Source organism: Leeia speluncae (assembly GCF_020564625.1).
GTDB lineage: Bacteria > Pseudomonadota > Gammaproteobacteria > Burkholderiales > Leeiaceae > Leeia > Leeia speluncae.
The window spans coordinates 239,534-261,132 of sequence record NZ_JAJBZT010000002.1 but is presented as its reverse complement, the minus strand read 5'-3'; the positions used below and the strand labels follow the sequence as shown (position 1 = coordinate 261,132).

Below are 21,599 nucleotides of genomic sequence, written 5' to 3'. Positions count from 1 at the left end.
GATGGCTGCGCCAAAAGAAGAGGTTATTACTCCTAACTTATATTTTGACAAACGCTTTGAAACAGAAGCTGCCAAAATTTTGCCTGGTGAATACTACGTCACGACCAGAGATATGCTGATTGTGACCGTGCTGGGGTCCTGCGTTTCTGCTTGTATTCGGGATCGGGTAACGGGGATTGGTGGAATGAATCACTTCATGTTGCCAGATTCAAATGCTGATGCTGATAGCCCTTTATCGATGTCAGCACGTTACGGCGCTTATGCAATGGAAATTCTCATTAACCAATTGCTTAAAAATGGTGCTAAACGAAATCAGTTAGAGGCAAAGGTGTTTGGTGGTGGTAATGTGTTGCGGGGATTTACAGTATCTAATGTAGGCCAGCGCAATTCAGAATTTGTGCATCACTTTTTGGATTTGGAAAACATTCCGATTGTTGCGCAAGATCTACTCGATATTTACCCACGGAAAGTATATTACTTCCCGAAAACTGGCAAAGTGCTAGTCAGAAAGTTGAAAACTGTACATAACAATACGATTGTGCAACGTGAACGCGATTACAGCATGCGCATTAATTACGGTAAGGTGGATGGACAGGTTGAACTGTTCTAATTCATTTCGCTGGTGCGGCACAGTGTTTCCGTTAGACAACAACTTTGCAATTCAGAGGATGTAATGAATAGACTGAAGGTGGTGGTGGTTGATGACTCCGCACTCATTCGTAGTTTGCTGACTGAAATTATTAATCAATCATCAGACATGACGGTAGTGGGCGTAGCTGCTGATCCCTATGCAGCGAGGGAAGTGATTCGGAACACCAATCCAGATGTGATTACGTTAGACATCGAAATGCCAAAAATGGACGGGTTAGATTTTCTCGAAAAACTCATGAGATTACGTCCAACACCGGTATTGATGATTTCTACGCTAACTGAGCGCAGTTCAGATGCAACGTTAAAAGCATTAGAACTTGGGGCAATTGATTACATCGCCAAACCAAAACTCGATATTGCAAGAGGGATGGAAGCATTTGCCGATGAAATTAGAGATAAATTGAGAACAGTTGCAAAAGCAACGGTAAAAGCACGCGTTATGGATGTTACACCAAAGCATACGGCAGACAGCATCCTGCCAAGTATCAAAGGAAAGATGCTATCGACAGAAAAACTGATTTTAGTTGGTTCATCAACCGGTGGTACAGAGGCATTACGAGAGTTCTTGGTGCCAATGCCGCCAGATAGCCCTGCGATCTTGGTTACTCAGCATATGCCGGAAATGTTTACCAAATCGTTCGCCCAACGCCTGAATGGTTTGTGTCGCATAGAGGTAAAAGAGGCAGAGCATGGTGAGCGTGTCATGCCGGGGCATGCGTATATTGCGCCAGGGCACTCCCACATGCTGCTTGCTAGAAGTGGTGCAAACTATGTGATTGAACTCAATCAAGGGCCGCCTGTTAATCGCCATCGACCAAGTGTGGATGTGTTGTTTAGATCTGGTGCTAACATTGCAGGCCCTAATGTGGTCGGTGTGATCCTGACTGGCATGGGAAAAGACGGCGCAGTCGGTATGCTGGAGATGAAACAAGCCGGGGCATATAACTTTGCTCAAGATGAAGCGAGTTGCGTTGTTTTTGGTATGCCTAAAGAAGCAATTGCACTAGGTGGGGCAGATGAGATCGTTCCTTTGTCGAAAATGACGGAGCGAGTACTGACCTATTTGTCAAAATATGGCAAACTCAATAGAGTTTAACTATTTACGGGAAAATTCGTCGATTTTTGCCATAATTAGTATGTGATTAACGCTAGCCTTTAACCCCAAAAGGCTTCATTCAGAAAGGGAATACCTATGCAGGCTAGTTGTTCGTTCAATGGCCCCGTTGCGGTCGTCTCACTGACTGGGCGCTTTGACTTCAACTCCCATCGTGTTTTCCGTGAAGCGATCGATAAAGGCTTAGCAGAACCAAACGTAAGACAGCTGACGATCGATTTCAAAAGTGTCGACTATATTGATAGCTCGGCATTAGGGATGTTGATGCTGCTTAAAGAAAAAGCAGATATGGCCCGAAAGCAAGTAACGCTATCGAATTGTTCTGGCGTCGCAAGGCAAGTGCTAGACATTGCTAATTTCAGCAAACTCTTCACCATGGAATAAAGGGAATCGGTTTGCAACTGTCTAATGTCCCCATGATGATTCTGGTTGTCGATGATGACCGGATGATCAGATTATTACTGCGTCGCTTTTTAGAGTCTTGCGAACATCAAGTCGTTGAGGCGGCAAGTGGCGAGGAGGCATTGACGTTATTTGCGGAAGCTAATCCTGATATTGTCCTGATGGACATGGTCATGCCAGGGATGGACGGGATTGAAACCGCCAAGCAAATCAAAAAAATGCGCGATGAGCGCTGGACCCCTATTCTGTTTTTAACGGCGCTGGATAATGAGGCTGATTTGGTCGCTGCCTTGTCTAATGGCGGCGATGACTACCTTACCAAGCCTGTAAACTTCCCCATTTTACGTGCCAAGCTAAGTGCTTTCGAACGTAGCGTCATGCTGAATAAGCGGGTGCATGAACAGTCTATCGAATTAGCCAGATATCAGGATCGATCTAGAGAAGAACTGCGCGTTGCTCAGCACTTGATGAGCCGCATTGTCAGTGGAGATAAATTAGCTGATCCATTCCTAAGTCACTGGAACTCCTCTGCAGAATTTTTATCTGGCGACTTGATGGCCGCGGCAAGAACGCCTGGTGATGTCTTATATGTCATGCTTGCCGATGGTGTTGGGCATGGACTAACCGCGTCTTTGAACGTACTACCTGTAACGCAACCCTTTTACACAATGACAGCAAAAGGGTTTTCAATTGTCGAGATTGCGCGGGAAATCAATGCCAAAGTTCGGCAATTAATGCCTAGGGACCGCTTCATCTCTGCTGTGCTCATTTCTGTCGATATGATCGCTAGCCGTATTGAAGTTTGGAATGGCGGTATTCCTAAAGTCTTTGTGCTCGATAGTTCTGGCGCGGTAAAGCATGAGTTCAACTCTAAACACCTGCCATTAGGCATTTTGCCAGAGTACATGTTTGATTCAAAAGTAGAAGCCTACCCAATTAATGAAGATTTACGCCTCATTGCATATTCTGATGGCCTGATTGAGGCGGGAGATGAAGGTGGCGAACTCTTTGGACATGAACGCTTAATTAAAGCGATTACCAACTGTGATGTTGGGCATGAAGTGGCCGCCATTCAAGAGGCGATTGTCGAGCATCTACAAGGGCATACGCATCACGATGATATCTCATTAATGGTGCTCAATTGTCAACGAGCACTTTTTGATGAAATGCGCTTAAAAGCAAAAGCAGAAGAAGACATTGTAGGGGATAAACTTACCCCAGGATGGCGCTTTATGCTGGATCTAGGGCCTGCAGAGCTCAAACGTGTCAATGCCATTCCACTGTTGATTCACGTGCTGGATCAAATGAACGTTTCTAGAAAACAGCGCTCAGAAGTGTTCCTTATTTTGACCGAGTTGTTTGCAAATGCATTAGATCACGGATTGTTGTTCCTTGATTCGGCAATGAAAGAAACGCTAGGCGGTGTGGACGATTATTTTGATGAACGAGCAAAACGTTTGCACGATTTGTTTGAGGGCCGTATCAAGTTAGAGGTGGCGGTCATCGTTGAAGATGGACAGAATGTTCTTCGCTTAGATGTAGAGGACTCTGGTGCTGGATTTGATACGACAGATGTGCCTGATTCTAGTGCATTGATTAAAGTAGCGCATTCTGGAAAAGGGATTGCGCTGGTGAGATCACTGTCTAAACAAGTGGTGTTTCATCCTCCGGGCAATCATGTGACCGTGGACTATGTTTTAAATGCAGTAAAGGTTTGATGGAGCTTGTAAAATTACGTTAGCACGAACGAGCGAGAAGCAGTAAAATAGCATAATCCGATATCCGGTTGGCTGATTGCTTGACCGGTTTTGATTTTTCCATTTATAGTGAAACAATGGAAGCTGAACTAAATCTACTTGAAGAGCGTATTGTGACGCTCACCTTATTGTGTCAAAAAATTCGTGAGGAGAATCACGACTTATTGACGCAGTTGCAAGCCGAACGTGAGCAAAACTCTCTTTTATCAGGGAAAATTGTTTCTGCGTCTGAACGCTTAGAGCAACTACTTTCCAGATTGCCAGAGGACGCATAATGGCTGGTGAAATAAAAGGTTTAGATGTAACCATTATGGGGCGAGAGTTCCGTGTGGCTTGTCCTGCAGAAGAAGAGCAGGGTTTACTAGAAGCGGTGGCTTATCTTGATTCTAAGATGCGCGAAATCAGAGATTCTGGTAAAATAGTCGGTATAGATCGTATTGCAGTGATGGCAGCACTAAACATCACGCATGAGTTTTTACACATGAAAGTGACTCCTGATGTTGATTTAGGAGATTTCAAGCGTCGTATTACTCGGATGCAAGGCTTGATCGACAAGACAATTGCAGAACAGAACTCTCTGTTCTAACCGTTTTTAAGGTTATCCCTGCAGTGTTCGTTAGGGTTCGATATCTTTGAACCAATATTTGTGACTCTGGCTGCCAGAGTTCGGAGTGGTGAGCTATTCCATAGTGAAAAGGCCTAAAGCTCCGGTTAGGCGGCCCCTTGAACCTTAGGTTCAAGACTAGAAACCGACGGCACTTGCGGGGATTCTATCCCCTAAAATTTCTTTATTCTGTTTTTTTTCTTTCCTTCTCTGCTACATTAGTGACTCATCCTGAAAAAGATTTTTTATGAGTCAAGATAAGCAAGCTATTCGTCGGTCAATACGACGTCTAAGAAAAACCATTACTCCACTCGTACGAAAACAAGCGGCAAAAGCTGCGCTCAAATTCTGCAGAAAATACATTCCTTTGCTAAAAGCAAAGCGAATTGCATTTTATTGGCCTATGGCAGACGAGTTCGATGTTTTGCCGATGCTTACTTTTTGGGAGGAACAAGGAAAGGCATGCTACCTACCTGTTGTCCCCAAAAATGGGCGGAGGCTATGGTTTGTGCGCAAAGATAGTCGCACAAGGTGGAAAAACAATCGTTTTGGTATCCCAGAACCTATTCACCCGGAACGTATCCGAGCCGAACAGTTAGATGTCGTTCTCGTTCCCTTGATGGGCATTGATCAATATGGTTTTCGCTTAGGGATGGGTGGTGGGTTTTACGATACATCGATTGCTTGCCGACGGTTAAGAAATATGACTAGGCCAAAATTAATTGGTGTTGCTTATGAGTTGCAGAAGGTGAATCACCTAGAAGCAGATCCTTGGGATATTAGGATGGATGCTTTGGTTAGTGAAAAAGAGTTTAGCGTTTTCCCCAAAAACTAATGGTTCGCAATCACCCGGTTTCTACCGAGCGATTTTGCTTCATACAAAGCCTTGTCGGCAGCGCTATATAATGCATCAAACCGCTCATAGTTGCCTTGTTGAAAGGTCGCTATTCCTATGCTAATTGTGAGACGGTCAGCAATTGGAGAGGCCGGGTGAGGTACTGCTTTTTCCCAAAGGGAATTGCGAAGAACTTCAGCCAGATTGATAGCTTGCGGTAATGGGGTTTCAGGTAGTAAGACGGCAAACTCTTCACCACCCACTCTGGCGCAAAGGTCACTCTTGCGTCCAAATACCTGCTCTAGTGCCTGAGCAAACGCTTTAATGGCTTCGTCACCAGCAGAGTGCCCAAGGCTATCATTTAACCGTTTGAAGTAGTCTAAATCGCATAGCATCAGGCATAGTGGCTGATTACTGCGGTTTGCGCGACTAAATTCAATTTGACGCATCTCATCAAAATAACGGCGATTGGCTAAACCGGTTAATGAGTCTGTCCTTGTGATCGCTTTTAGTTGCTTATTTGCAATCTCAAGGGTCTCTCGGGCGTTTTGGATCTCTTTGTAGCGTTGTTGATTAACGAGTGTGCCAACAATTAATGCGTTGGCAATAGAAAGTAGGGTGATTTCATCTTCTTCCCATTGTCGTTTATGGGTGAGTGAGTCATAAGTAATGTAGCCAATGACGCCACCATTATGCTGTAACGGCATCGCAATTAAACTTTTCACTCGATGATTGGCAAGCGTTGCTTTTTCAGGAAAGGCAGCTTCCGGCAATTCTTCAAGGCTTTCTATCACGATTGGGCCTTTACTTAACTGCTCAAACCACCATGGGTATTCGGCTGGTGTCACTTTTGACAATAGCAAATGGCTACTTGGGAAATCTTCTTCTAGCCACTCGTTTGAATAAACAAACTGCTTATTTTCTTGATCGTATTGAAATAAAGAAACTCTTTCAATACTCATAAATCTTGCTACTCGTCCTAATGTTTCTGTTAATTCAGCTTCTACTTGGTCGGCAGGGATCAGCAACAGTTCACTAAAATTTTTCGAGAGCAATTTTTGAAATTTGGTGAGGTAATCTAGCGATTTTTTGCGTTGAGCCATCTGCTGTCTCAAGCGTTCTCTTTCATCGCTAATCCCCGTTCTTAGCAGGGTATGCTGCATATGAGATTTTTGTAAGTGCTCTTCAACTTTTCTAGAAACTTGTCGATAGTGTCGAATCGCACCATAAATTGTCGCCGAATGCAAAGCTTCTAGATTAATCGCACTAGATAATTGTTTATTAATTTTGTTGAGTTGCTTTAGAAATAGCGCGTTAACGATGACAGAGAGAATAATTAAGATTGCAATCGAAATGAGTACCAGCATGGTGAGATGCTGTGTTTCGAGATTGCTATGGGTAAGCCCAAGGTAGGCGCAACCGATTAATGCCAGCAATAAAAGAATGCTGGGGTGAAATAGGTTTTTGAATAGCCGACTTTTCGGTAAGTCCATTAAATGTCTTGGTCGCGAAGTGTAAATTACAAAAATTTTAGTAAATGTTTGACTATTATTAAGTATCTTCGAAATAGTTAACTATGTGATTATAAATCATGTGCTATAAACAGTGGGTGGTATGTCCATTTAATTATGTAATTTGCATCAAGCTTTAACTGGAAACATGCTAGTCCGTCCCAGTGTTGTCTGTTTTATTTTGAGGTTATCACTACAATGAGCGTTAGTATTGAACAAATCGTCAGTTATGCTGAAACTTTAGGGATGCCTGAAGAATTGTTGCCCGATTTGGCAGTTGTAGTGGTCGAGCAACTCCCTGCGCAACTAATGTCGATCGCCGAGGCACTTGCTTCGGGTGATGTTACTCAGGTGATGAAGACATCTCATACCTATAAAGGTAGTGTAGCGACTTTTACGGATACTCGCATTTGGGAGGTGGCCAAGGCGATTGAATTTGGCGCCCGACAAAATGTGTCGATCCCCGAGTTAAAACAAGTATATGCAGAGTTACCGGCTTTGCATGACGAGTTTCTTAGACTGATGGAGGCGTTGGTTTCTAGGGGGTCGTAGGTAAAAAGTTAACGCAAAAAAAACGGACGCAAGGTCCGTTTTTTTTGTTTCATCGCATGGGCCGATTATTTTGCCAAAATACGTGTTTTTGCTCTTTCGATGGCCGCTTTTACTTGTACAGGTGCTGTGCCACCAATATGGTTGCGGCTAGCAAGTGAACCTTCTGGTGTCAGTACTTCAAATACGTCTGCAGCGACGAGGGATGAGAAGCTTTGGAGCGTTTCTAAAGATAAATCTGCAATGTCACAACTTTGTTGTTCTGCATGGCGAACGGCGAGTGCAACTGCCTCGTGCGCATCACGGAACGGAAGACCTTTTTTCACTAAGTAATCAGCTAAGTCAGTTGCTGTGGCAAAACCTTGCAATACGGCGTTGCGCATGGCTTCTGGTTTTACTTTTACGCCACGCATCATGTCTGCGTAAATGGTTAATGTCATTGATAACGTGTCCGCGGTATCAAATAGCGGCTCTTTATCTTCTTGGTTGTCTTTGTTGTAAGCTAGTGGCTGGCCTTTCATGAGGGTCAGTAAGCCCATTAGGTGGCCATTTACGCGACCGGTCTTACCACGAACTAGCTCAGGAACATCAGGGTTTTTCTTCTGAGGCATGATAGAGCTGCCGGTGCAGAAACGGTCAGCTAAATCGATAAAGCCATAACGTGGGCTCATCCACAAAATCAACTCTTCAGATAAACGTGACAAGTGCGTCATGATTAAGGAAGCTGCTGCGGTATATTCAATTGCAAAGTCACGGTCAGATACGGAGTCTAGCGAATTTTCTGTCACGGCTTCAAAACCAAGTTGCTCAGCAACATAATGGCGATCAATTGGGTAGCTTGTGCCAGCAAGTGCAGCAGAACCTAATGGCAGACGGTTTACCCGTTTGCGGCAATCAGCCAAGCGCTCTGCATCTCTTTGCAGCATTTCAAAGTAAGCCAGCAAGTGGTGGCCAAATGTCACAGGTTGCGCTACCTGTAAATGTGTAAAGCCAGGCATCACGGTATCAGTATGAGCGCTTGCAAGCTCTAGTAAACTGGTTTGTAGTTCAGCCACTTCTTTCAGATGTAAATCGATGGTATGGCGCAACCATAGGCGAATATCTGTTGCTACTTGGTCATTTCTTGAGCGGCCGGTGTGCAAACGCTTACCTGCATCACCTACTTTTTCAGTTAGGCGACGCTCAATATTCATGTGAACATCTTCAAGGTCTAACGACCATTCAAAATTATCTGCACGAATATCCGCCAAAATGTCAGCCATGCCTTGGCGAATAGCATCCAAATCTTCTGCTGACAAAATGCCAACTTTGTTTAGCATACTTGCGTGTGCTAGTGAGCCTTGGATATCAAACTCGGCTAGTCGTTTATCGAAATCCACCGATGCAGTGTAACGCTTTACTAACTCCGTAACGGGTTCGTTAAAACGACCGGACCAAAGCTTGTCGCCAGAAGATTGCATTGTCATTTTTCCTTGTTGAAAGAGATGTCCTCAGATAGTATCTATTGCAATGAAAAGAGTACTCTCTAAGCCGCGGGGTTGAATCAAGAAAGTTCGTTCAAACAGCGACATCAAATACAAAACTAATAATATGCACAGTATAAAGCAAAAACCTTCATCACCGAACTTACCTAACTTTACTCAGTTAGGTGTGTTGTTTCGTATTGGCATCACATTGGTGTTTTTTGGGGCATTGCATGAGCTGATTATTTCAAACAGTGTGACTGATTTTGTGACACGTTTTAGTGTGATGGTCTCTTCTTTTTCACCGATTGTGTTAACCATCCTGCTTGGTCTTTATTTCCTTTCAAAACCACTTTCAAACCGCCCTTATTGGTTTTCTTCGATGGTGGTCGTTTTGTGGTGTGAATTATGTGCTGTCACTTGGCTGTGGTTAAGTAATGCGCTTGTATTTGACTTGCAAAAAACCTGGCTGTTAACTCCTAGTATTGTCATTTTCTTACTGTATTATTTTAGAGTAAGAGAGTTGGCGCTTTCGCCTGCGATTACTGAAGCCCGCTTGCAGGCACTGCAAGCTAGAATTAGGCCGCATTTCTTATTTAATAGTTTAAATGCCGTGCTCGTGTTGATCCGAATTGATCCGCGTAAAGCGGAGCGGGTATTGGAAAATTTTGCTGAACTTTTCCGGGTGTTAATGGCTGATAATCGGCAATTAGTCCCGCTTGCAAAAGAATTAGAGCTTGCAAAGCAATATTTAGAAATTGAGCAAGTAAGGCTAGGAGATCGCTTGCAACTCGAATGGCATGTTAGCAAAATGCCGGGGGATGCTATGATTCCTCCCCTCGTGCTTCAACCGCTACTAGAAAATGCGGTATATCATGGCATTGAAAGAAGTGTGGGTGTGGGCAATATCGGGGTAAACATTTATTACAAAGGTAATGAAGTATTTATTCAAATTAGAAACTCTCATCGTGTCAGTGAAAGTGCACCTCATGAAGGAAATAAGATGGCGCTCGCTAATATTCGTGAGCGATTGATGTTGCACTTTGATATGGAGGCAGAAATTTCTGCGCAACCAGGACACGACTATTTTCAGGTCATGATTCGCATGCCGTACCAGAAGGAGGCCAAATGACAGGTGCTCTTAAGGTGTTAGTTGTTGATGATGAGCAATTTGCCAGAACACGTATTAAACAGTTACTTGAAGACTGTAATGACAAATTGGCGGTCAGCTGTATTGGTGAGGCAGGAACGGCAGAAGAGGCCCAGGCGTTGTTAACAAAGCAACGGATGGATGTTGTGCTGCTAGATATCAATATGCCGGGCATGGGGGGCGTTGAACTAGCAAAGTGGATTAAACAATTGCCGGAGTCGCCAAACATTATTTTTACTACGGCCCATGATGAGTTTGCCCTACAGGCATTTGACTTAGCTGCTACTGATTATATTTTGAAGCCAGTTAGGTTGGAGCGCTTATTGGAAGCCCTTGGAAGGGTTAAGCCTACGAAAAAGCCCTCGCCGGTGTTAGATCAAGATGCCTTTATCTCTGTAACTGAGCGTGGAAGAATTATTTTGGTGCCCATTGGCGATGTTTTGTATTTAAAAGCGGAACTCAAATACATCACGATTGTAACAAAAGAAAAAGAATATTTATTAGAAGGTGCTTTAACGCAACTCGAGCAGGATTATTCCGCCCATTTTGTCAGAATTCATCGGAACTGCTTGGTTCATACCGATCAACTATCTGGATTTGAGCGCTCAACCGTCGCAGATGAAGAGCCCCATTGGTTAGCGGTATTGAAATGTGGGGTTAAATTACCGGTTAGTCGGCGGCAATGGCAGCAATTGCGTGGTGTTATCAAATAAAGTATCAATAGATCGCTCAATACAATATTGACAGTTAGGGTAGTTCAGGGCAAATATGTATTTGTTTTGCATTACTTTGCCTTTTTTGTGCAATTTTCATAAAATGCCATTCGCTTAGTAGTTCGTTGTTTAAATTGGTTGCGCCATTTTTATAAATATCATACCTTCTTGAGATGAGGTAGGTTGGATAACATTCCAATAGAAGAGTGGGGAGGGCATGTGGCTGGTTCGCAAAACCTGAGCGGTATAAAAGTCATGGTAATTGATGACAGCAATACCATCCGCAGAAGTGCAGAGATCTTTTTGAAGCAAGCTGGCTGTGAAGTCATTCTGGCTGAAGATGGCTTTGATGCACTGTCAAAAATTACCGACCACTTACCAGATATCATTTTTGTAGATGTAATGATGCCACGTCTGGACGGTTATCAAACTTGCTCACTGATCAAAAAAAATCCACGTTATCAAGTTACGCCAGTTGTCATGCTGTCTTCCAAAGATGGCTTGTTTGACCGGGCAAGAGGCCGAATGGTTGGGTCTGATGAATACTTAACCAAGCCATTCACTAAAGATAGCTTATTAAATGTTGTGGCAGACCGTGTTAAACGGGCTGTTTGAAAAAGTCTTGCGTAAGGGTGTTTGAAATTATGCCGATCAAGAAAATTCTAGTTGTAGACGACTCGCCGACAGAACGGCACTTCCTTGGTGAGATTCTAACCCGTAATGGGTATCAGGTTGTGATGCTTGAAAGTGGTGAGCAAGCTGTGCAACAGGCAAAAGATATCATGCCAGATTTGATTTTGATGGATGTGGTGATGCCTGGATTAAATGGCTTTCAAGCGACGCGTCAAATTAGTCGTGACGAAGCGACAAAGCACATTCCTATTTTTATGTGCACCAGCAAGGGCCAAGAAACCGACAAAATTTGGGGGCTACGCCAAGGCGCGAGGGATTACTTGGTAAAACCAGTTGATCAAGCTGAGCTTCTGTCAAAAATTTCGGCGTTAAACTAAATGGCAAAACGCGTCAGTCTTCGTGAGTTCCAAGAACGGGTATCACAACGACTTCAATCAGCGACCAGTGGCCAAGTAAAACTTTCTAGCCTTGGGGTGAAAGTCGGTGGCCATCATTTTCTGATTGACCTTACTCAGGTGAGTGAGGTGATTAGTGTGCCGCCAGTTTTGCCAGTAACAATGACGCATGATTGGTATAAAGGCGTGACAAATATTCGCGGAACGTTGTACAGCGTTTCGGACTTGTCCCTCTTTTTGCTAGGGGAGCCAGCAATGATTCGCCCTGGAAACCGATTGCTTTTATTGCAGCACAAATTGTTAGATAACTCGGCCTTGTTGGTCGAACAAATCGTCGGTTTACGCCAGTTAGATTTGTTAAATCAAGACATCGCTTCGTTAACCGGATTGGTTGGCGAATGTGTTGGTCAAAGCTTTACAGACGAGACGGGTGCAATTTGGCATCAGTTAGATTTAGAAAAACTAGTCAAACAACCTAGTTTTCTTCAAGTGAATCGCGAGCAGTAAATTAGCATTGACCGCCTTAACCTATCTAATTTCTTTTTAGGTTAATAGATAATAAAAGCAATCTTGCCATTTAAGTTTAGGGCACGAGTAGCAGTGTAAGGGACCGATATGAAACTCAAGTTAGACAAATTATCGAAACTATTTCGGAGCGCAAATAAAGAGCCGAAAGACAATGGTAAAGTCCGTTTCGAGCCAATGAGCACAACGTCCATTATGGATAACTTGATTAAGACTAAATCGGGTGATGCGGGTAGTGGATTTGTTTCTCGTTTACCGGGCGGAGCACAGGGTAGTGCACTACTGCTCATGATTATCGGTCTGGCCGCATTTGTCGGAACTGCTGCATATGATGGTGTGCGAGCAACTCGATATGCGAACTATCTAACGACTTCTACAGAATTGCAGATGTTATCTCAGCGTCTTGCGATGTCGGCATCAGAATCTACCAAAGGTAACCCGATGGCCTTTGAGCAGTTAGATACTGCTTACAAAAGCTTTGAATGCCAACTTAAAAAACTAGCCGATGGTGGCGCCTGTTTGGCCGATCAAAGTGATGAAGTGCCTGCCTCCCCGGAATTTGCTCAGCAGACATTAACCGAAATTAAGGATATTTGGAGTCGCTCTTTTGCTCCTTCTAATCGTCCAAACGTGTCGACGATTATTAGTGAGAAAAAGGTATTGCGCCAGATGACCCAATCGGTGTCATACATCAACACCTCTGATACCGAACTTTTAGAGTTGTCTCAGCAATTGGTTGCCTTACTGCAGCAAAATGGTGCAGATAACCGTATCTTGAACTTGGCCAACCAGCAAGTGATGTTAACTCAGCGTATGTCAAAAAACGCGAACGCGATGTTGGCTGAGGCGACCATTAGCCCAGAAATTGTGTTTATGTTGGGTAAAGATACCAATACCTTCCGTGACACGATGGAAGGATTGATTGCAGGTAATGCCGATTTGCAAATTCCTGCAGCTACGAACACTGACGTCATTGAAAAATTAAATGATGTGAAACGTGTTTTCCAACCGTTTGAGTCATCAGTTTCTCTTTTCTCTAAAAACATGAAAAACCTAAGAGATGCTAAACAAGCCTCTCAGGGGGTGTTCATTGATTCTGAAGCGCTGCTGAAGAAACTAGGTGATTTGACTGAAGCGTATCGTGTAAATACATCTAATGTCATTTTGACCGTCATTAAGTTTGCGACTGTGGGTATTGCGCTACTTGGTCTGATTTTCTTTGGTATTTCATATAGCCGTGAAATTCAACGTCGTGCGCTTCAAACAGAAGCAGAAAACAAACGTAACCAAGAAGCGATTTTACGCTTGCTGAACGAAATGTCTGACTTGGCGGATGGCGATTTGACCGTACGTGCATCGGTGACCGAAGACTTGACCGGTGCGATCGCTGACTCTATGAACTATACGATTGATGAATTGCGAAGCCTGATTACTGGTATTAACCGCGCAACTGACCAGGTGGCCACCGCATCGCAAGATGCACGCTCAATTTCTGAGCGTCTACTCGAAGCGACAGAATCGCAAGCGGATGAAATTATGGATACGAACGTTTCTGTTCGTTACATGGCGGAATCTATTCAGAACGTGGCGGAAAACGCTGCCGAATCTGCACGCGTTGCGCAGATGTCTCTAGATGCTGCTGAAAAAGGGACTGAGGCAGTAGAAAACTCAATCAAAGGTATGAATGAGATCCGCGAGCAGATTCAAGAAACCTCAAAACGTATTAAGCGTCTGGGTGAAAGTTCGCAAGAGATTGGTGAAATCGTTGAATTGATTTCAGACATTACCGAGCAAACGAACGTATTGGCGTTGAATGCCGCGATTCAGGCTGCGTCTGCTGGTGAGGCGGGACGAGGGTTTACCGTGGTGGCGGAAGAGGTTCAGCGTCTAGCGGAACGTTCTGCGGAAGCGACCAAGCAGATTGCAGCCATTGTGAAGACGATTCAGACCGATACACAAGATGCGGTTGCAGCGATGGAGGTGTCTACTCAGGGTGTGGTAGAAGGTGCCCGACTATCTGATGCGGCAGGTCAAGCACTGCTAGAAATTGGACAGGTTTCGAAGAGCCTAGCTAACTTGATTGACTCGATCTCTAGTTCAACGAAAGAGCAAACACAGATGGCTGAACAAGTGGCAAGTAACATGCAGCATATCTTGACGGTGACGGATCAGACCACTGAAGGTACTAAGCAAACCGCTGAGTCTATTGGTCAGCTAACTACACTTGCTCGTGAACTGAAAGGTTCTGTTGCGGGCTTTAAACTCGCTTAATTGACAGATTAAGACCAAGTAACTCACCGATATTGCCCATCTTTAATTAGAAATATCGGTGAGCTCTCGACCCAAAGCCGGAAAATAATATGAGTACAATAGACTTTGACGTGGGTTCATTAATTTGGGTAAAAGCGGAAATTGATAGTGCAATTGGACTTGCTAGACAGCAAGTTGCACAGTTTTCTGCCAACCCTACCGATACCACGCAATTAAAGTTTGCCTCTACTCATTTGCACCAAGCAACCGGTGCGATCGAGATGGTTGGTTTGCCAGGTCTAACGGCTTTTGCGCAAGCCATCGAGGGATTAATCGCTTCTGTTTCTAATGGGGCAACGGCAAATCAAGTTGAGGCGCTTAATTTATTAGATAAAGCACTTGGGCAGATTACCGAGTATATTGCCGCATTGATTGATGGAGCACCTAATACCACATTAAATCTGTTTGCTACCTATCAAGCATTGTTTGAGATTCGTGGTAGCCATCAGTACTCCGAGAGCGATCTTTTTTTCCCCGATCTGCTTATTGAGCTGCCAGAGCGATTGAAATCTGCGCAGATGTTTGTTGGCGATGCTAAAGAGGCTAACCGACGTTTGCGTGTGGCTTACCAGCAGGGATTAATTTCATTTATTCGTTCTGGCACTTCGGATAGCCTGACGAAGATGATTCAACCGGTCGCGGAATTAGCTAAGTATCAAAACACAAGCGCCTTGCGAGCCTTCTGGTGGGTTGCGGCTAGCTTTATTGCGTCTTTATCTTTGAATGCACGCTTGCAAGGTGCTGGTAAAGGTTTGTTATCTCGACTTGATCAGCAAATGCGCCGATTGGTTGATGGAACACCTAAGGCGCCTGAGATTTTACTGCGACAAATGCTGTACTTTGTTGCGATTGCTGAAGTTACTAATTCAGAGATTGAAGAAGTCAGATCTGTTTACGGGTTATCGGACTTACTGCCCCAACAAACGGACTCTTATCAAGTACCATTGGTGTCGGCCTCTGAGGTTCGAGAGCTAAAATCTTTATTAGAGCAGATCAAAGATACTTGGACGAGAGTAACAACCCTACAATCTGACAAACTACCGCATTTTGTTGCTTTGCTAAAACAACTGTCGGGCCAGTTAAAGTCAGATGAGCTAGAAGTGTTAAGCCCATTATTTGATGGCTTGCAAATATTCGCAGACGGTTTGCCAGCAGGGAAAATGCCTTCGGAAACGGATGCAATGGGTGTGGCGACTGCATTATTGCTGGGTGAAACCGCATTAGAGCAATATCCGCATTGGGATGCTTCACTGCCCGAGCAAATCAAACATGTGCTAGCTAAACTTCATGGAGAACTTTCAACTAATAGCCTCTTAGATGAAATTTCTCAACGTGCGCAAGAAAAGCTGCTGTTATCTCAAGTGGCGCACGAAATTGCTGGCAGTTTGCAACAGATTGAACAACATCTAGATACGTACTTCCGCGATTTAAATCAAAAATCGACATTGCTGCCGGTTTCAAACTTAATGCACCAAGTTGATGGTGCATTCATGATGCTTGGTGCAGAAAAAGGTAGCCAGGTTGTCCGTCTGGCAGCGGAAAAAGTGAACCTGTGGCGTGCCGAAGCCTCGCCAGTGCAAGATGACATGGAACATGTGGCTGAAATGTTATCAGCCGTTGGGTTCTATGTAGAAGCCTTGCAAAATCAACGCGCTGACGCAGATAAGCTGTTAGAGAGTTTCCTCGGGGAAGCTGCGCCAGCACATATTGTCGATGCGCCGCTTGCACCTGTTGAACTCCCTGTTGAAAAGCAGGTTGTTCATCTAGAAACGGAGGAAGAAATTCCTGTCGTTCAGGAACAGACAGTATCAGTTGCTGCATCTGTTGGTGAGCTTGATGAGCCAAGTGATCTAGATCTGCTAGATATTTACCTTGAAGAAGCGGGTGAAATCTTAAGCGGCTTGTCAGAGCACGTGCTTGCTTGCCGTGCTAACCCGCATGACCAAGATAGCTTGACGACAATCCGACGTAGCTTCCATACCTTAAAAGGTAGTGGTCGTATGGTTGGCTTGACCCATTTAGGTGAAGCGGCCTGGGGCGTCGAGCAAGTCATGAATCGCTGGTTGCAAGAAGATCGACCAGCGTACCCAGAATTATTAAATCTAATTGCTTTTGCTCGTCAAAAATTTAGTGCATGGGTTTCCGCATTGGCAGATGATGGCAAAGCCGTTGTTGACTCAGATGAATTGAATGCACTGATTGATGCATTTAAAGCTTGGCAAGATGGACCATTACCGAATGTAGTCGTCAGTGAAGCTGCGCCAGCAGAAGATGCAGATAGCCCGTTAGATGCTGTCTTTAACGATTTACCATCTCTTGATTTGTCCTTTGAAGATGACTTGTTATTAGATGAAGAGATCACGGTTTCTGATACCCCCGCAGTAGAAGACTCTGCGCCCCCTGCGTTAACAGACGAACTACCTGTATTGGATATTGAGGCAGCAGATATCGAGGTCATTGAAGAAATTGCGGAGCCTCCATCAGAATACACGATTGGAGATGTCACCATTTCTGCTGTGCTATATGGCATTTTTGTTGCAGAAGCAAATAAACATCTAGCGACACTCAATAACGAATTAGAAGCGGTTGCCAATGGTGGCAACATTCAATCTGAATTTACCCACGCAGCACATACTTTGCGTGGTATTGGAAATACTACCGGGTTTGTTACCGTTGGCCACTTGGCAGATGCTTTAGAGCAATATCTATTAGCCAAACAAGTTAGCGCACATTCGCTAGATGATCAGGTTTTTGCATTGGTCTCTGAGACGATTGCTGTCTTACATGGCATGGTTGAGGCGATTGAACAATTCGAACCGCCTGTTGCCGCAGATGAATTGATCGCACGCCTAAAAGCAACGCCGCCAGTAACCGATGCGATTTCTCTGGAGCAGCAGTTAGAGGCAATGGATGTAGAGGAACCAATTGAAGAAATTTCTCATTCAGAGGAAGTTTCATTGGATCTAGGTGACATCGAGTTGATTGATGAAGTTCCAACACTTGAAGCACCTGTCACATTCCCTGACGAATCCAGCAGCGAAGAGGCATTCACCGCAAGTGAAGAAGCGTTGTCATTTGATCTTTCTGACGAAGAGACTGAAGAGGATGATGACGCTCTTGCATTGCCAGTAAATGATTTGTTACTGCAAGCAGCAGAGTTTACACCAGAGGTTTCTTCTGATTTTGTTTCAGATATTCAGGAAATTGCCGAGCCTGTTGAATCAACCGTTACTTTGCTGGATGAAGACAGTGATGAAGTCGACGGTACGACAGAAGCACTGGCGCTTTTAGAAGGTAATGAAGAAGTCCTTTCTATCGATGATGCTAATGAGTTGATGGCATTAGCAGACGAAATCGTTTTAGATGAAGAAGTTGCATCTGATGAGGTGGCAACTGACGATGTCGCGCTAGAAGAGTTGGATGCATTTAATGGCCTATCTGAACTAGCGCCTCTTGCATCGGAAGCGCCGGTTGAGTATGCATTTGAAGAGGACGATTTGGTCGACATGCCGATTGAGGATATGTTGCACCAAGCGATGGAAAATGTATTGGCGGTTCAGCAAGAGGAGTTGGTTGCAACTAGTGCACCGGCTGCGCCAGCAAGTACGATACAAGTGCAAATGCCTGCAAGCGCGGTGCTTGAACCAGAAGCACAAGATGAGATTGATGAGCAGTTATTACCGGTCTTCTTAGAAGAAGCGGATGAACTGTTGCCGCAGATTGAAGAGACGCTACGCGCTTGGCGAGATTCTCCTAACGACGATGCGCAGGTAAGACAGTTGCTCCGTGATCTGCACACCTTAAAAGGTAGTGCACGTATGGCAGGTGCAATGCGCCTTGGTGAGCTAACGCACTCGTTTGAAACGCGTGTACAGCAAGCGGCTCAGATTGCATTGCTAGATGATGCGCTCTTTGATGGTTTTGAGAATGAGCTAGATTTACTCAACCAGTATCGCGATGTGCTAGCGAATCCTGAACAAGTGGTTGCGGCTCCTGAGGTCGTAACCACCAATGCGGTGGGCGGTGAGGCTGCCCCTGTGGGTGGTGCGAAGCTTCAAAAGGAAAAACAAGAGTTGTCTAGCGCGGAAGCTGATGCACAAGCTACGCTTCGCGTAAGAGCTGACTTGATTGACCGCTTAGTTAACGAGGCGGGTGAGGTGAGTATTGCGCGCGCGCGCATTGATTCTGAAGTGCGCGGCTTGAAACAATCCTTGTTCGAATTAACCGATAACGTGAACCGTCTGCGTAGCCAATTACGTGAGTTGGAGATTCAAGCAGAAAGCCAGATGCAGTCTCGTCTATCGATTCTGAGTGAAGGTGATGAGGCGTTTGATCCGTTAGAGTTTGACCGATTTACGCGTCTGCAAGAGTTGACTCGCTTACTAGCCGAGTCTGTTAATGACGTGGCAACCGTTCAGCACAACTTATTGAAAAACGTGGCGGATAGTGAAGCCGCGTTGATCGCGCAATCTCGTCAGACACGTGACCTACAACAATCGCTCATGCGTATTCGTACCGTACCGTTATCGACGCTAACGGATCGTATGTATCGTATTGTTCGTCAAACGGCGAAAGATCTAGGTAAAAAGGTTAACTTGGAAATTCGTGGCGCACGGATGGAGATTGACCGTTCTGTGCTTGAAAAGATGACAAGTCCGTTTGAGCATCTTTTACGCAATGCGGTTGACCACGGGCTAGAAAAGCGCGAAGACCGTTTGGCGGCAGGGAAGCCGGACATTGGTGAAATTCTGATTGAAGCTCGCCAAGAAGGTAACGAGATGATTCTTACCCTATCAGATGATGGGGCCGGAATTGATGTTGCTAAAGTTAAAGCGAAAGCGATTGATCAAGGCTGGATTCAGGCGGATGACGTACGCCCTGACCATGAGTTACTAGAATTGATCTTCCGTGCAGGGCTGTCTACAGCCGATGCGCTGACCCAGGTTTCTGGTCGTGGTATTGGTATGGATGTGGTGAAGAGCGAGATCGAAAGTTTGGGTGGTCGCGTTAACGTGGCTTCCAACCGTGGACAGGGTACTGCTTTCACGATGCGTCTACCGCTCACTTTAGCGGTAACGCAAACCGTGTTAGTGAATGTCGGCGCGCACCAGTATGCTATTCCATCAGGCTTAGTTGAACAGGTACAAGAATTGAAGGTGGATGCGCTAAACCGTTGCTATGCTGAAAAAGGCATTGAATGGCAAGGTCAGATGTATCCGTTCTGGTATTTGCCACGCCTACTTGGTGATGAAGCAACTATGCCTGAGTTGGCTCGCTATAACACCGTTGTGTTGTTAAAGAGTGCCAACCGCCGTGTGGCAATCCATGTAGATAGTCTGACCCGTAACCAAGAGGTTGTGGTGAAGAATATTGGGCCGCAATTAGCGCGTGTGATAGGGGTTTCTGGCGCAACTGTGCTGGGTTCTGGTCAAATTGTGTTGATCATTAACCCTGTGGAATTGATGGTTCACGCAGATCGCTTGTCTAAAGTGGATGCAGTGGTAGAAACTTATGCGCCACAGCCAGTCATTCAGCAACAGCCGCATATTTTGGTGGTGGATGATTCACTCACTGTGCGTAAGATTACGAGCCGTTTCTTGGAGCGTCAGGGCTTTGCCGTGATGACAGCAAAAGATGGTGTGGATGCCTTACAGCAAATTGAAGATCATCAACCAGATGTAATGCTGGTGGATATCGAAATGCCAAGGATGGATGGCTTTGAATTGACACGAAATGTGCGTGGCAATGCATTAACCAAAGATATCCCAATTATTATCATCTCTTCGCGTACAGCGGAAAAACACCGTAAGGTGGCTGAAGATTTAGGGGTAAATCGATTCTTGGGTAAACCTTATCAGGAAGATGAGTTATTGGCTGAGATCCAGCACTACCTTAACTTAAAAGCGGAAGCGCTTGCTTAAGCGAGATGAAGAAACAAAAAGCTGGGGAAACCCAGCTTTTTTTATGGCTTTGTTAAGTCTTCTAGCTGGCTGAGCCAAATAAGTGCTTCTTCTCGATGATTACCACACATTTCTAACGATGGTTGCAACCCGCTACAACAGCCGGGTCGCTCTGGCTTTCCAAATATTTTGCACTGTAGTGCGTCGTCTAGCTGAATACAGGGAATCCCTGCTGGTTTGCCATTTGGCATGCCTGGGATAGGGCTTGAAATAGAGGGCGCAATACAGCAGGCTGCACATGCGGGACGGCATGCATGTGTACTAGTCATTTTCATCTTCTTTTCTAAGTTTAAATCGGTAGGGAATGAGTAATTCTTCTTCAACCGCTTGGCCATTTTCATTTAGTGCGGGGTTAAATTTCCACTTTTTAATGGCATTCTCGATGGTTTCATCCAACATTAAATTACCGCTGCTGAATGCAATCATGGATTGGGTGATGATGCCTTCTTTATTGACTCGAACTCGCACTTTCACCAGTCCCTCTTTATTTTGGCGTCTAGCTTCTTCTGGGTAGAGTGGCTCAACCCGTTGGCGCACGGAGGCATGCTGACTAAAGCTGATTTTCGCTGTCTGATTACTGTTAGGTTCTCCTGATGCTTTGGGCGTCCCTGTAGTCGCTATATTGGATGCCTCAGTTTTAGCCTTTGAAGTGTCTGCCGAGACGTTGTCCATTGCTTGATTAGCCACTTTCATATTAGCTACCGTTGGCAATGTAGATGGTTTTTCTATCGTGTTTGTGACGATTGCTTGTGCTACCGGATGCTTAGCATCTATAGACGACGTTGTCGTCGTGTTCTTTTTCTTATGAGGTGTGGCTGGTTTGGTTGGTTCTGTTGGTGGTTTCTCTTTCGATGTCGGTGCTAACGGAAGCGTTTCCGATTTTTGCAGTTGAACTTGTAACGGCGGAGGGTTGTAAATTGTTTTCGGTTGCTTCAACCAGATAAACAACAGGGCATGCAGCAACACTGCGATCGCTAAAGCAATACAGAGGCGATAGGAGGTTGCAGCAGAAGACATGAATGAAAAA

At 44.9% G+C, this 21,599-nt stretch carries 19 protein-coding genes and 1 other RNA gene; 16 read left to right on the top strand and 4 right to left on the bottom strand.

Annotation, left to right across the window (positions count from 1 at the left end; genetic code table 11):
- The first annotated feature begins 1 nt into the window (after window position 1).
- The 8 genes from cheD to LIN78_RS04195 all read left to right on the top strand — a co-directional run bounded on the left by cheD (window position 2) and on the right by LIN78_RS04195 (window position 5,363).
- The gene (cheD, locus tag LIN78_RS04230; protein ID WP_227178821.1) at window positions 2–610 is read left to right on the top strand and encodes a chemoreceptor glutamine deamidase CheD; all 609 of its coding nucleotides are present in this window, start codon (window positions 2–4) and stop codon (window positions 608–610) included.
- A 63-nt stretch (window positions 611–673) separates the two neighbouring features.
- Complete coding sequence (locus LIN78_RS04225; protein WP_227178819.1) at window positions 674–1,747, top strand: protein-glutamate methylesterase/protein-glutamine glutaminase; 1,074 nt, start codon at window positions 674–676, stop codon at window positions 1,745–1,747.
- Between the two features lie 96 nt (window positions 1,748–1,843).
- Complete coding sequence (locus LIN78_RS04220; protein WP_227178817.1) at window positions 1,844–2,149, top strand: STAS domain-containing protein; 306 nt, start codon at window positions 1,844–1,846, stop codon at window positions 2,147–2,149.
- An 11-nt stretch (window positions 2,150–2,160) separates the two neighbouring features.
- The gene (locus LIN78_RS04215) at window positions 2,161–3,885 is read left to right on the top strand and encodes a SpoIIE family protein phosphatase (protein WP_227178815.1); all 1,725 of its coding nucleotides are present in this window, start codon (window positions 2,161–2,163) and stop codon (window positions 3,883–3,885) included.
- 116 nt (window positions 3,886–4,001) lie between these two features.
- Window positions 4,002–4,199 (top strand): hypothetical protein, encoded by a 198-nt coding sequence (locus LIN78_RS04210; protein ID WP_227178813.1) that lies wholly within the window; start codon window positions 4,002–4,004, stop codon window positions 4,197–4,199.
- On the top strand, window positions 4,199–4,510 hold the full coding sequence (locus LIN78_RS04205) for a cell division protein ZapA (protein WP_227178811.1): 312 nt from the start codon (window positions 4,199–4,201) through the stop codon (window positions 4,508–4,510). The genes LIN78_RS04210 and LIN78_RS04205 overlap by 1 nt, the downstream gene beginning before the upstream one ends.
- A gap of 12 nt (window positions 4,511–4,522) precedes the next feature.
- A non-coding RNA gene (gene ssrS, locus LIN78_RS04200) (6S RNA) lies at window positions 4,523–4,696 on the top strand.
- A gap of 79 nt (window positions 4,697–4,775) precedes the next feature.
- The gene (locus LIN78_RS04195; RefSeq protein ID WP_227178810.1) at window positions 4,776–5,363 is read left to right on the top strand and encodes a 5-formyltetrahydrofolate cyclo-ligase; all 588 of its coding nucleotides are present in this window, start codon (window positions 4,776–4,778) and stop codon (window positions 5,361–5,363) included.
- Here LIN78_RS04195 and LIN78_RS04190 read toward each other — a convergent pair.
- On the bottom strand, window positions 5,360–6,856 hold the full coding sequence (locus LIN78_RS04190; protein WP_227178807.1) for a sensor domain-containing diguanylate cyclase: 1,497 nt from the start codon (window positions 6,854–6,856) through the stop codon (window positions 5,360–5,362). The genes LIN78_RS04195 and LIN78_RS04190 overlap by 4 nt on opposite strands.
- A 216-nt stretch (window positions 6,857–7,072) precedes the next feature.
- Between LIN78_RS04190 and LIN78_RS04185 the strand changes: the two genes are divergently transcribed.
- A complete protein-coding gene (locus LIN78_RS04185) occupies window positions 7,073–7,426 on the top strand; it encodes an Hpt domain-containing protein (RefSeq protein ID WP_227178805.1) in 354 nt (117 codons plus the stop codon).
- Window positions 7,427–7,491: 65 nt separating this feature from the next.
- On the opposite strand, the gene argH is transcribed toward LIN78_RS04185, so the two are convergent.
- Window positions 7,492–8,883: an argininosuccinate lyase gene (argH, locus tag LIN78_RS04180; protein WP_227178803.1), complete on the bottom strand. Its 1,392-nt coding sequence runs from the start codon at window positions 8,881–8,883 to the stop codon at window positions 7,492–7,494.
- A gap of 130 nt (window positions 8,884–9,013) precedes the next feature.
- Between argH and LIN78_RS04175 the strand changes: the two genes are divergently transcribed.
- The 7 genes from LIN78_RS04175 (at window position 9,014) to LIN78_RS04145 (ending at window position 20,533) form a co-directional block, all read left to right on the top strand.
- A complete protein-coding gene (locus LIN78_RS04175; RefSeq protein ID WP_227178801.1) occupies window positions 9,014–10,018 on the top strand; it encodes a sensor histidine kinase in 1,005 nt (334 codons plus the stop codon).
- Window positions 10,015–10,749 (top strand): LytR/AlgR family response regulator transcription factor, encoded by a 735-nt coding sequence (locus tag LIN78_RS04170; protein WP_227178799.1) that lies wholly within the window; start codon window positions 10,015–10,017, stop codon window positions 10,747–10,749. The genes LIN78_RS04175 and LIN78_RS04170 overlap by 4 nt, the downstream gene beginning before the upstream one ends.
- 183 nt (window positions 10,750–10,932) lie before the next feature.
- Window positions 10,933–11,364, top strand: coding sequence for a response regulator (locus LIN78_RS04165; RefSeq protein WP_284700240.1), 432 nt, complete (start codon window positions 10,933–10,935; stop codon window positions 11,362–11,364).
- 29 nt (window positions 11,365–11,393) lie between these two features.
- Complete coding sequence (locus tag LIN78_RS04160) at window positions 11,394–11,759, top strand: response regulator (protein WP_264474487.1); 366 nt, start codon at window positions 11,394–11,396, stop codon at window positions 11,757–11,759.
- On the top strand, window positions 11,760–12,284 hold the full coding sequence (locus tag LIN78_RS04155; protein WP_227178797.1) for a chemotaxis protein CheW: 525 nt from the start codon (window positions 11,760–11,762) through the stop codon (window positions 12,282–12,284).
- A gap of 108 nt (window positions 12,285–12,392) precedes the next feature.
- Window positions 12,393–14,573, top strand: coding sequence for a methyl-accepting chemotaxis protein (locus LIN78_RS04150; protein ID WP_227178795.1), 2,181 nt, complete (start codon window positions 12,393–12,395; stop codon window positions 14,571–14,573).
- An 89-nt stretch (window positions 14,574–14,662) separates the two neighbouring features.
- The gene (locus LIN78_RS04145; RefSeq protein WP_227178792.1) at window positions 14,663–20,533 is read left to right on the top strand and encodes a hybrid sensor histidine kinase/response regulator; all 5,871 of its coding nucleotides are present in this window, start codon (window positions 14,663–14,665) and stop codon (window positions 20,531–20,533) included.
- Window positions 20,534–20,574: 41 nt separating this feature from the next.
- Here LIN78_RS04145 and LIN78_RS04140 read toward each other — a convergent pair whose 3' ends face one another.
- On the bottom strand, window positions 20,575–20,841 hold the full coding sequence (locus LIN78_RS04140; RefSeq protein ID WP_227178790.1) for a YkgJ family cysteine cluster protein: 267 nt from the start codon (window positions 20,839–20,841) through the stop codon (window positions 20,575–20,577).
- Entirely contained in the window at window positions 20,834–21,589 is a 756-nt protein-coding gene (locus LIN78_RS04135; protein ID WP_227178788.1) for an energy transducer TonB, read from the bottom strand. The genes LIN78_RS04140 and LIN78_RS04135 overlap by 8 nt, the downstream gene beginning before the upstream one ends.
- Between the last annotated feature and the right edge of the window lie 10 nt (window positions 21,590–21,599).

Bases quoted from the DNA above. Each gene is read 5' to 3' on its own strand.
- LIN78_RS04170 (WP_227178799.1), top strand. From the start codon at position 10,015: ATGACAGGTGCTCTTAAGGTGTTAGTTGTTGATGATGAGCAATTTGCC.
- LIN78_RS04155 (WP_227178797.1), top strand. From the start codon at position 11,760: ATGGCAAAACGCGTCAGTCTTCGTGAGTTCCAAGAACGGGTATCACAA.
- LIN78_RS04160 (WP_264474487.1), top strand. From the start codon at position 11,394: ATGCCGATCAAGAAAATTCTAGTTGTAGACGACTCGCCGACAGAACGG.
- LIN78_RS04145 (WP_227178792.1), top strand. From the start codon at position 14,663: ATGAGTACAATAGACTTTGACGTGGGTTCATTAATTTGGGTAAAAGCG.
- cheD (WP_227178821.1), top strand. From the start codon at position 2: ATGGCTGCGCCAAAAGAAGAGGTTATTACTCCTAACTTATATTTTGAC.
- LIN78_RS04135 (WP_227178788.1), bottom strand. From the start codon at position 21,589: ATGTCTTCTGCTGCAACCTCCTATCGCCTCTGTATTGCTTTAGCGATC.
- LIN78_RS04210 (WP_227178813.1), top strand. From the start codon at position 4,002: ATGGAAGCTGAACTAAATCTACTTGAAGAGCGTATTGTGACGCTCACC.
- LIN78_RS04185 (WP_227178805.1), top strand. From the start codon at position 7,073: ATGAGCGTTAGTATTGAACAAATCGTCAGTTATGCTGAAACTTTAGGG.
- LIN78_RS04205 (WP_227178811.1), top strand. From the start codon at position 4,199: ATGGCTGGTGAAATAAAAGGTTTAGATGTAACCATTATGGGGCGAGAG.
- LIN78_RS04140 (WP_227178790.1), bottom strand. From the start codon at position 20,841: ATGACTAGTACACATGCATGCCGTCCCGCATGTGCAGCCTGCTGTATT.
- argH (WP_227178803.1), bottom strand. From the start codon at position 8,883: ATGCAATCTTCTGGCGACAAGCTTTGGTCCGGTCGTTTTAACGAACCC.
- LIN78_RS04220 (WP_227178817.1), top strand. From the start codon at position 1,844: ATGCAGGCTAGTTGTTCGTTCAATGGCCCCGTTGCGGTCGTCTCACTG.
- LIN78_RS04195 (WP_227178810.1), top strand. From the start codon at position 4,776: ATGAGTCAAGATAAGCAAGCTATTCGTCGGTCAATACGACGTCTAAGA.
- LIN78_RS04225 (WP_227178819.1), top strand. From the start codon at position 674: ATGAATAGACTGAAGGTGGTGGTGGTTGATGACTCCGCACTCATTCGT.
- LIN78_RS04175 (WP_227178801.1), top strand. From the start codon at position 9,014: ATGCACAGTATAAAGCAAAAACCTTCATCACCGAACTTACCTAACTTT.
- LIN78_RS04150 (WP_227178795.1), top strand. From the start codon at position 12,393: ATGAAACTCAAGTTAGACAAATTATCGAAACTATTTCGGAGCGCAAAT.
- LIN78_RS04190 (WP_227178807.1), bottom strand. From the start codon at position 6,856: ATGGACTTACCGAAAAGTCGGCTATTCAAAAACCTATTTCACCCCAGC.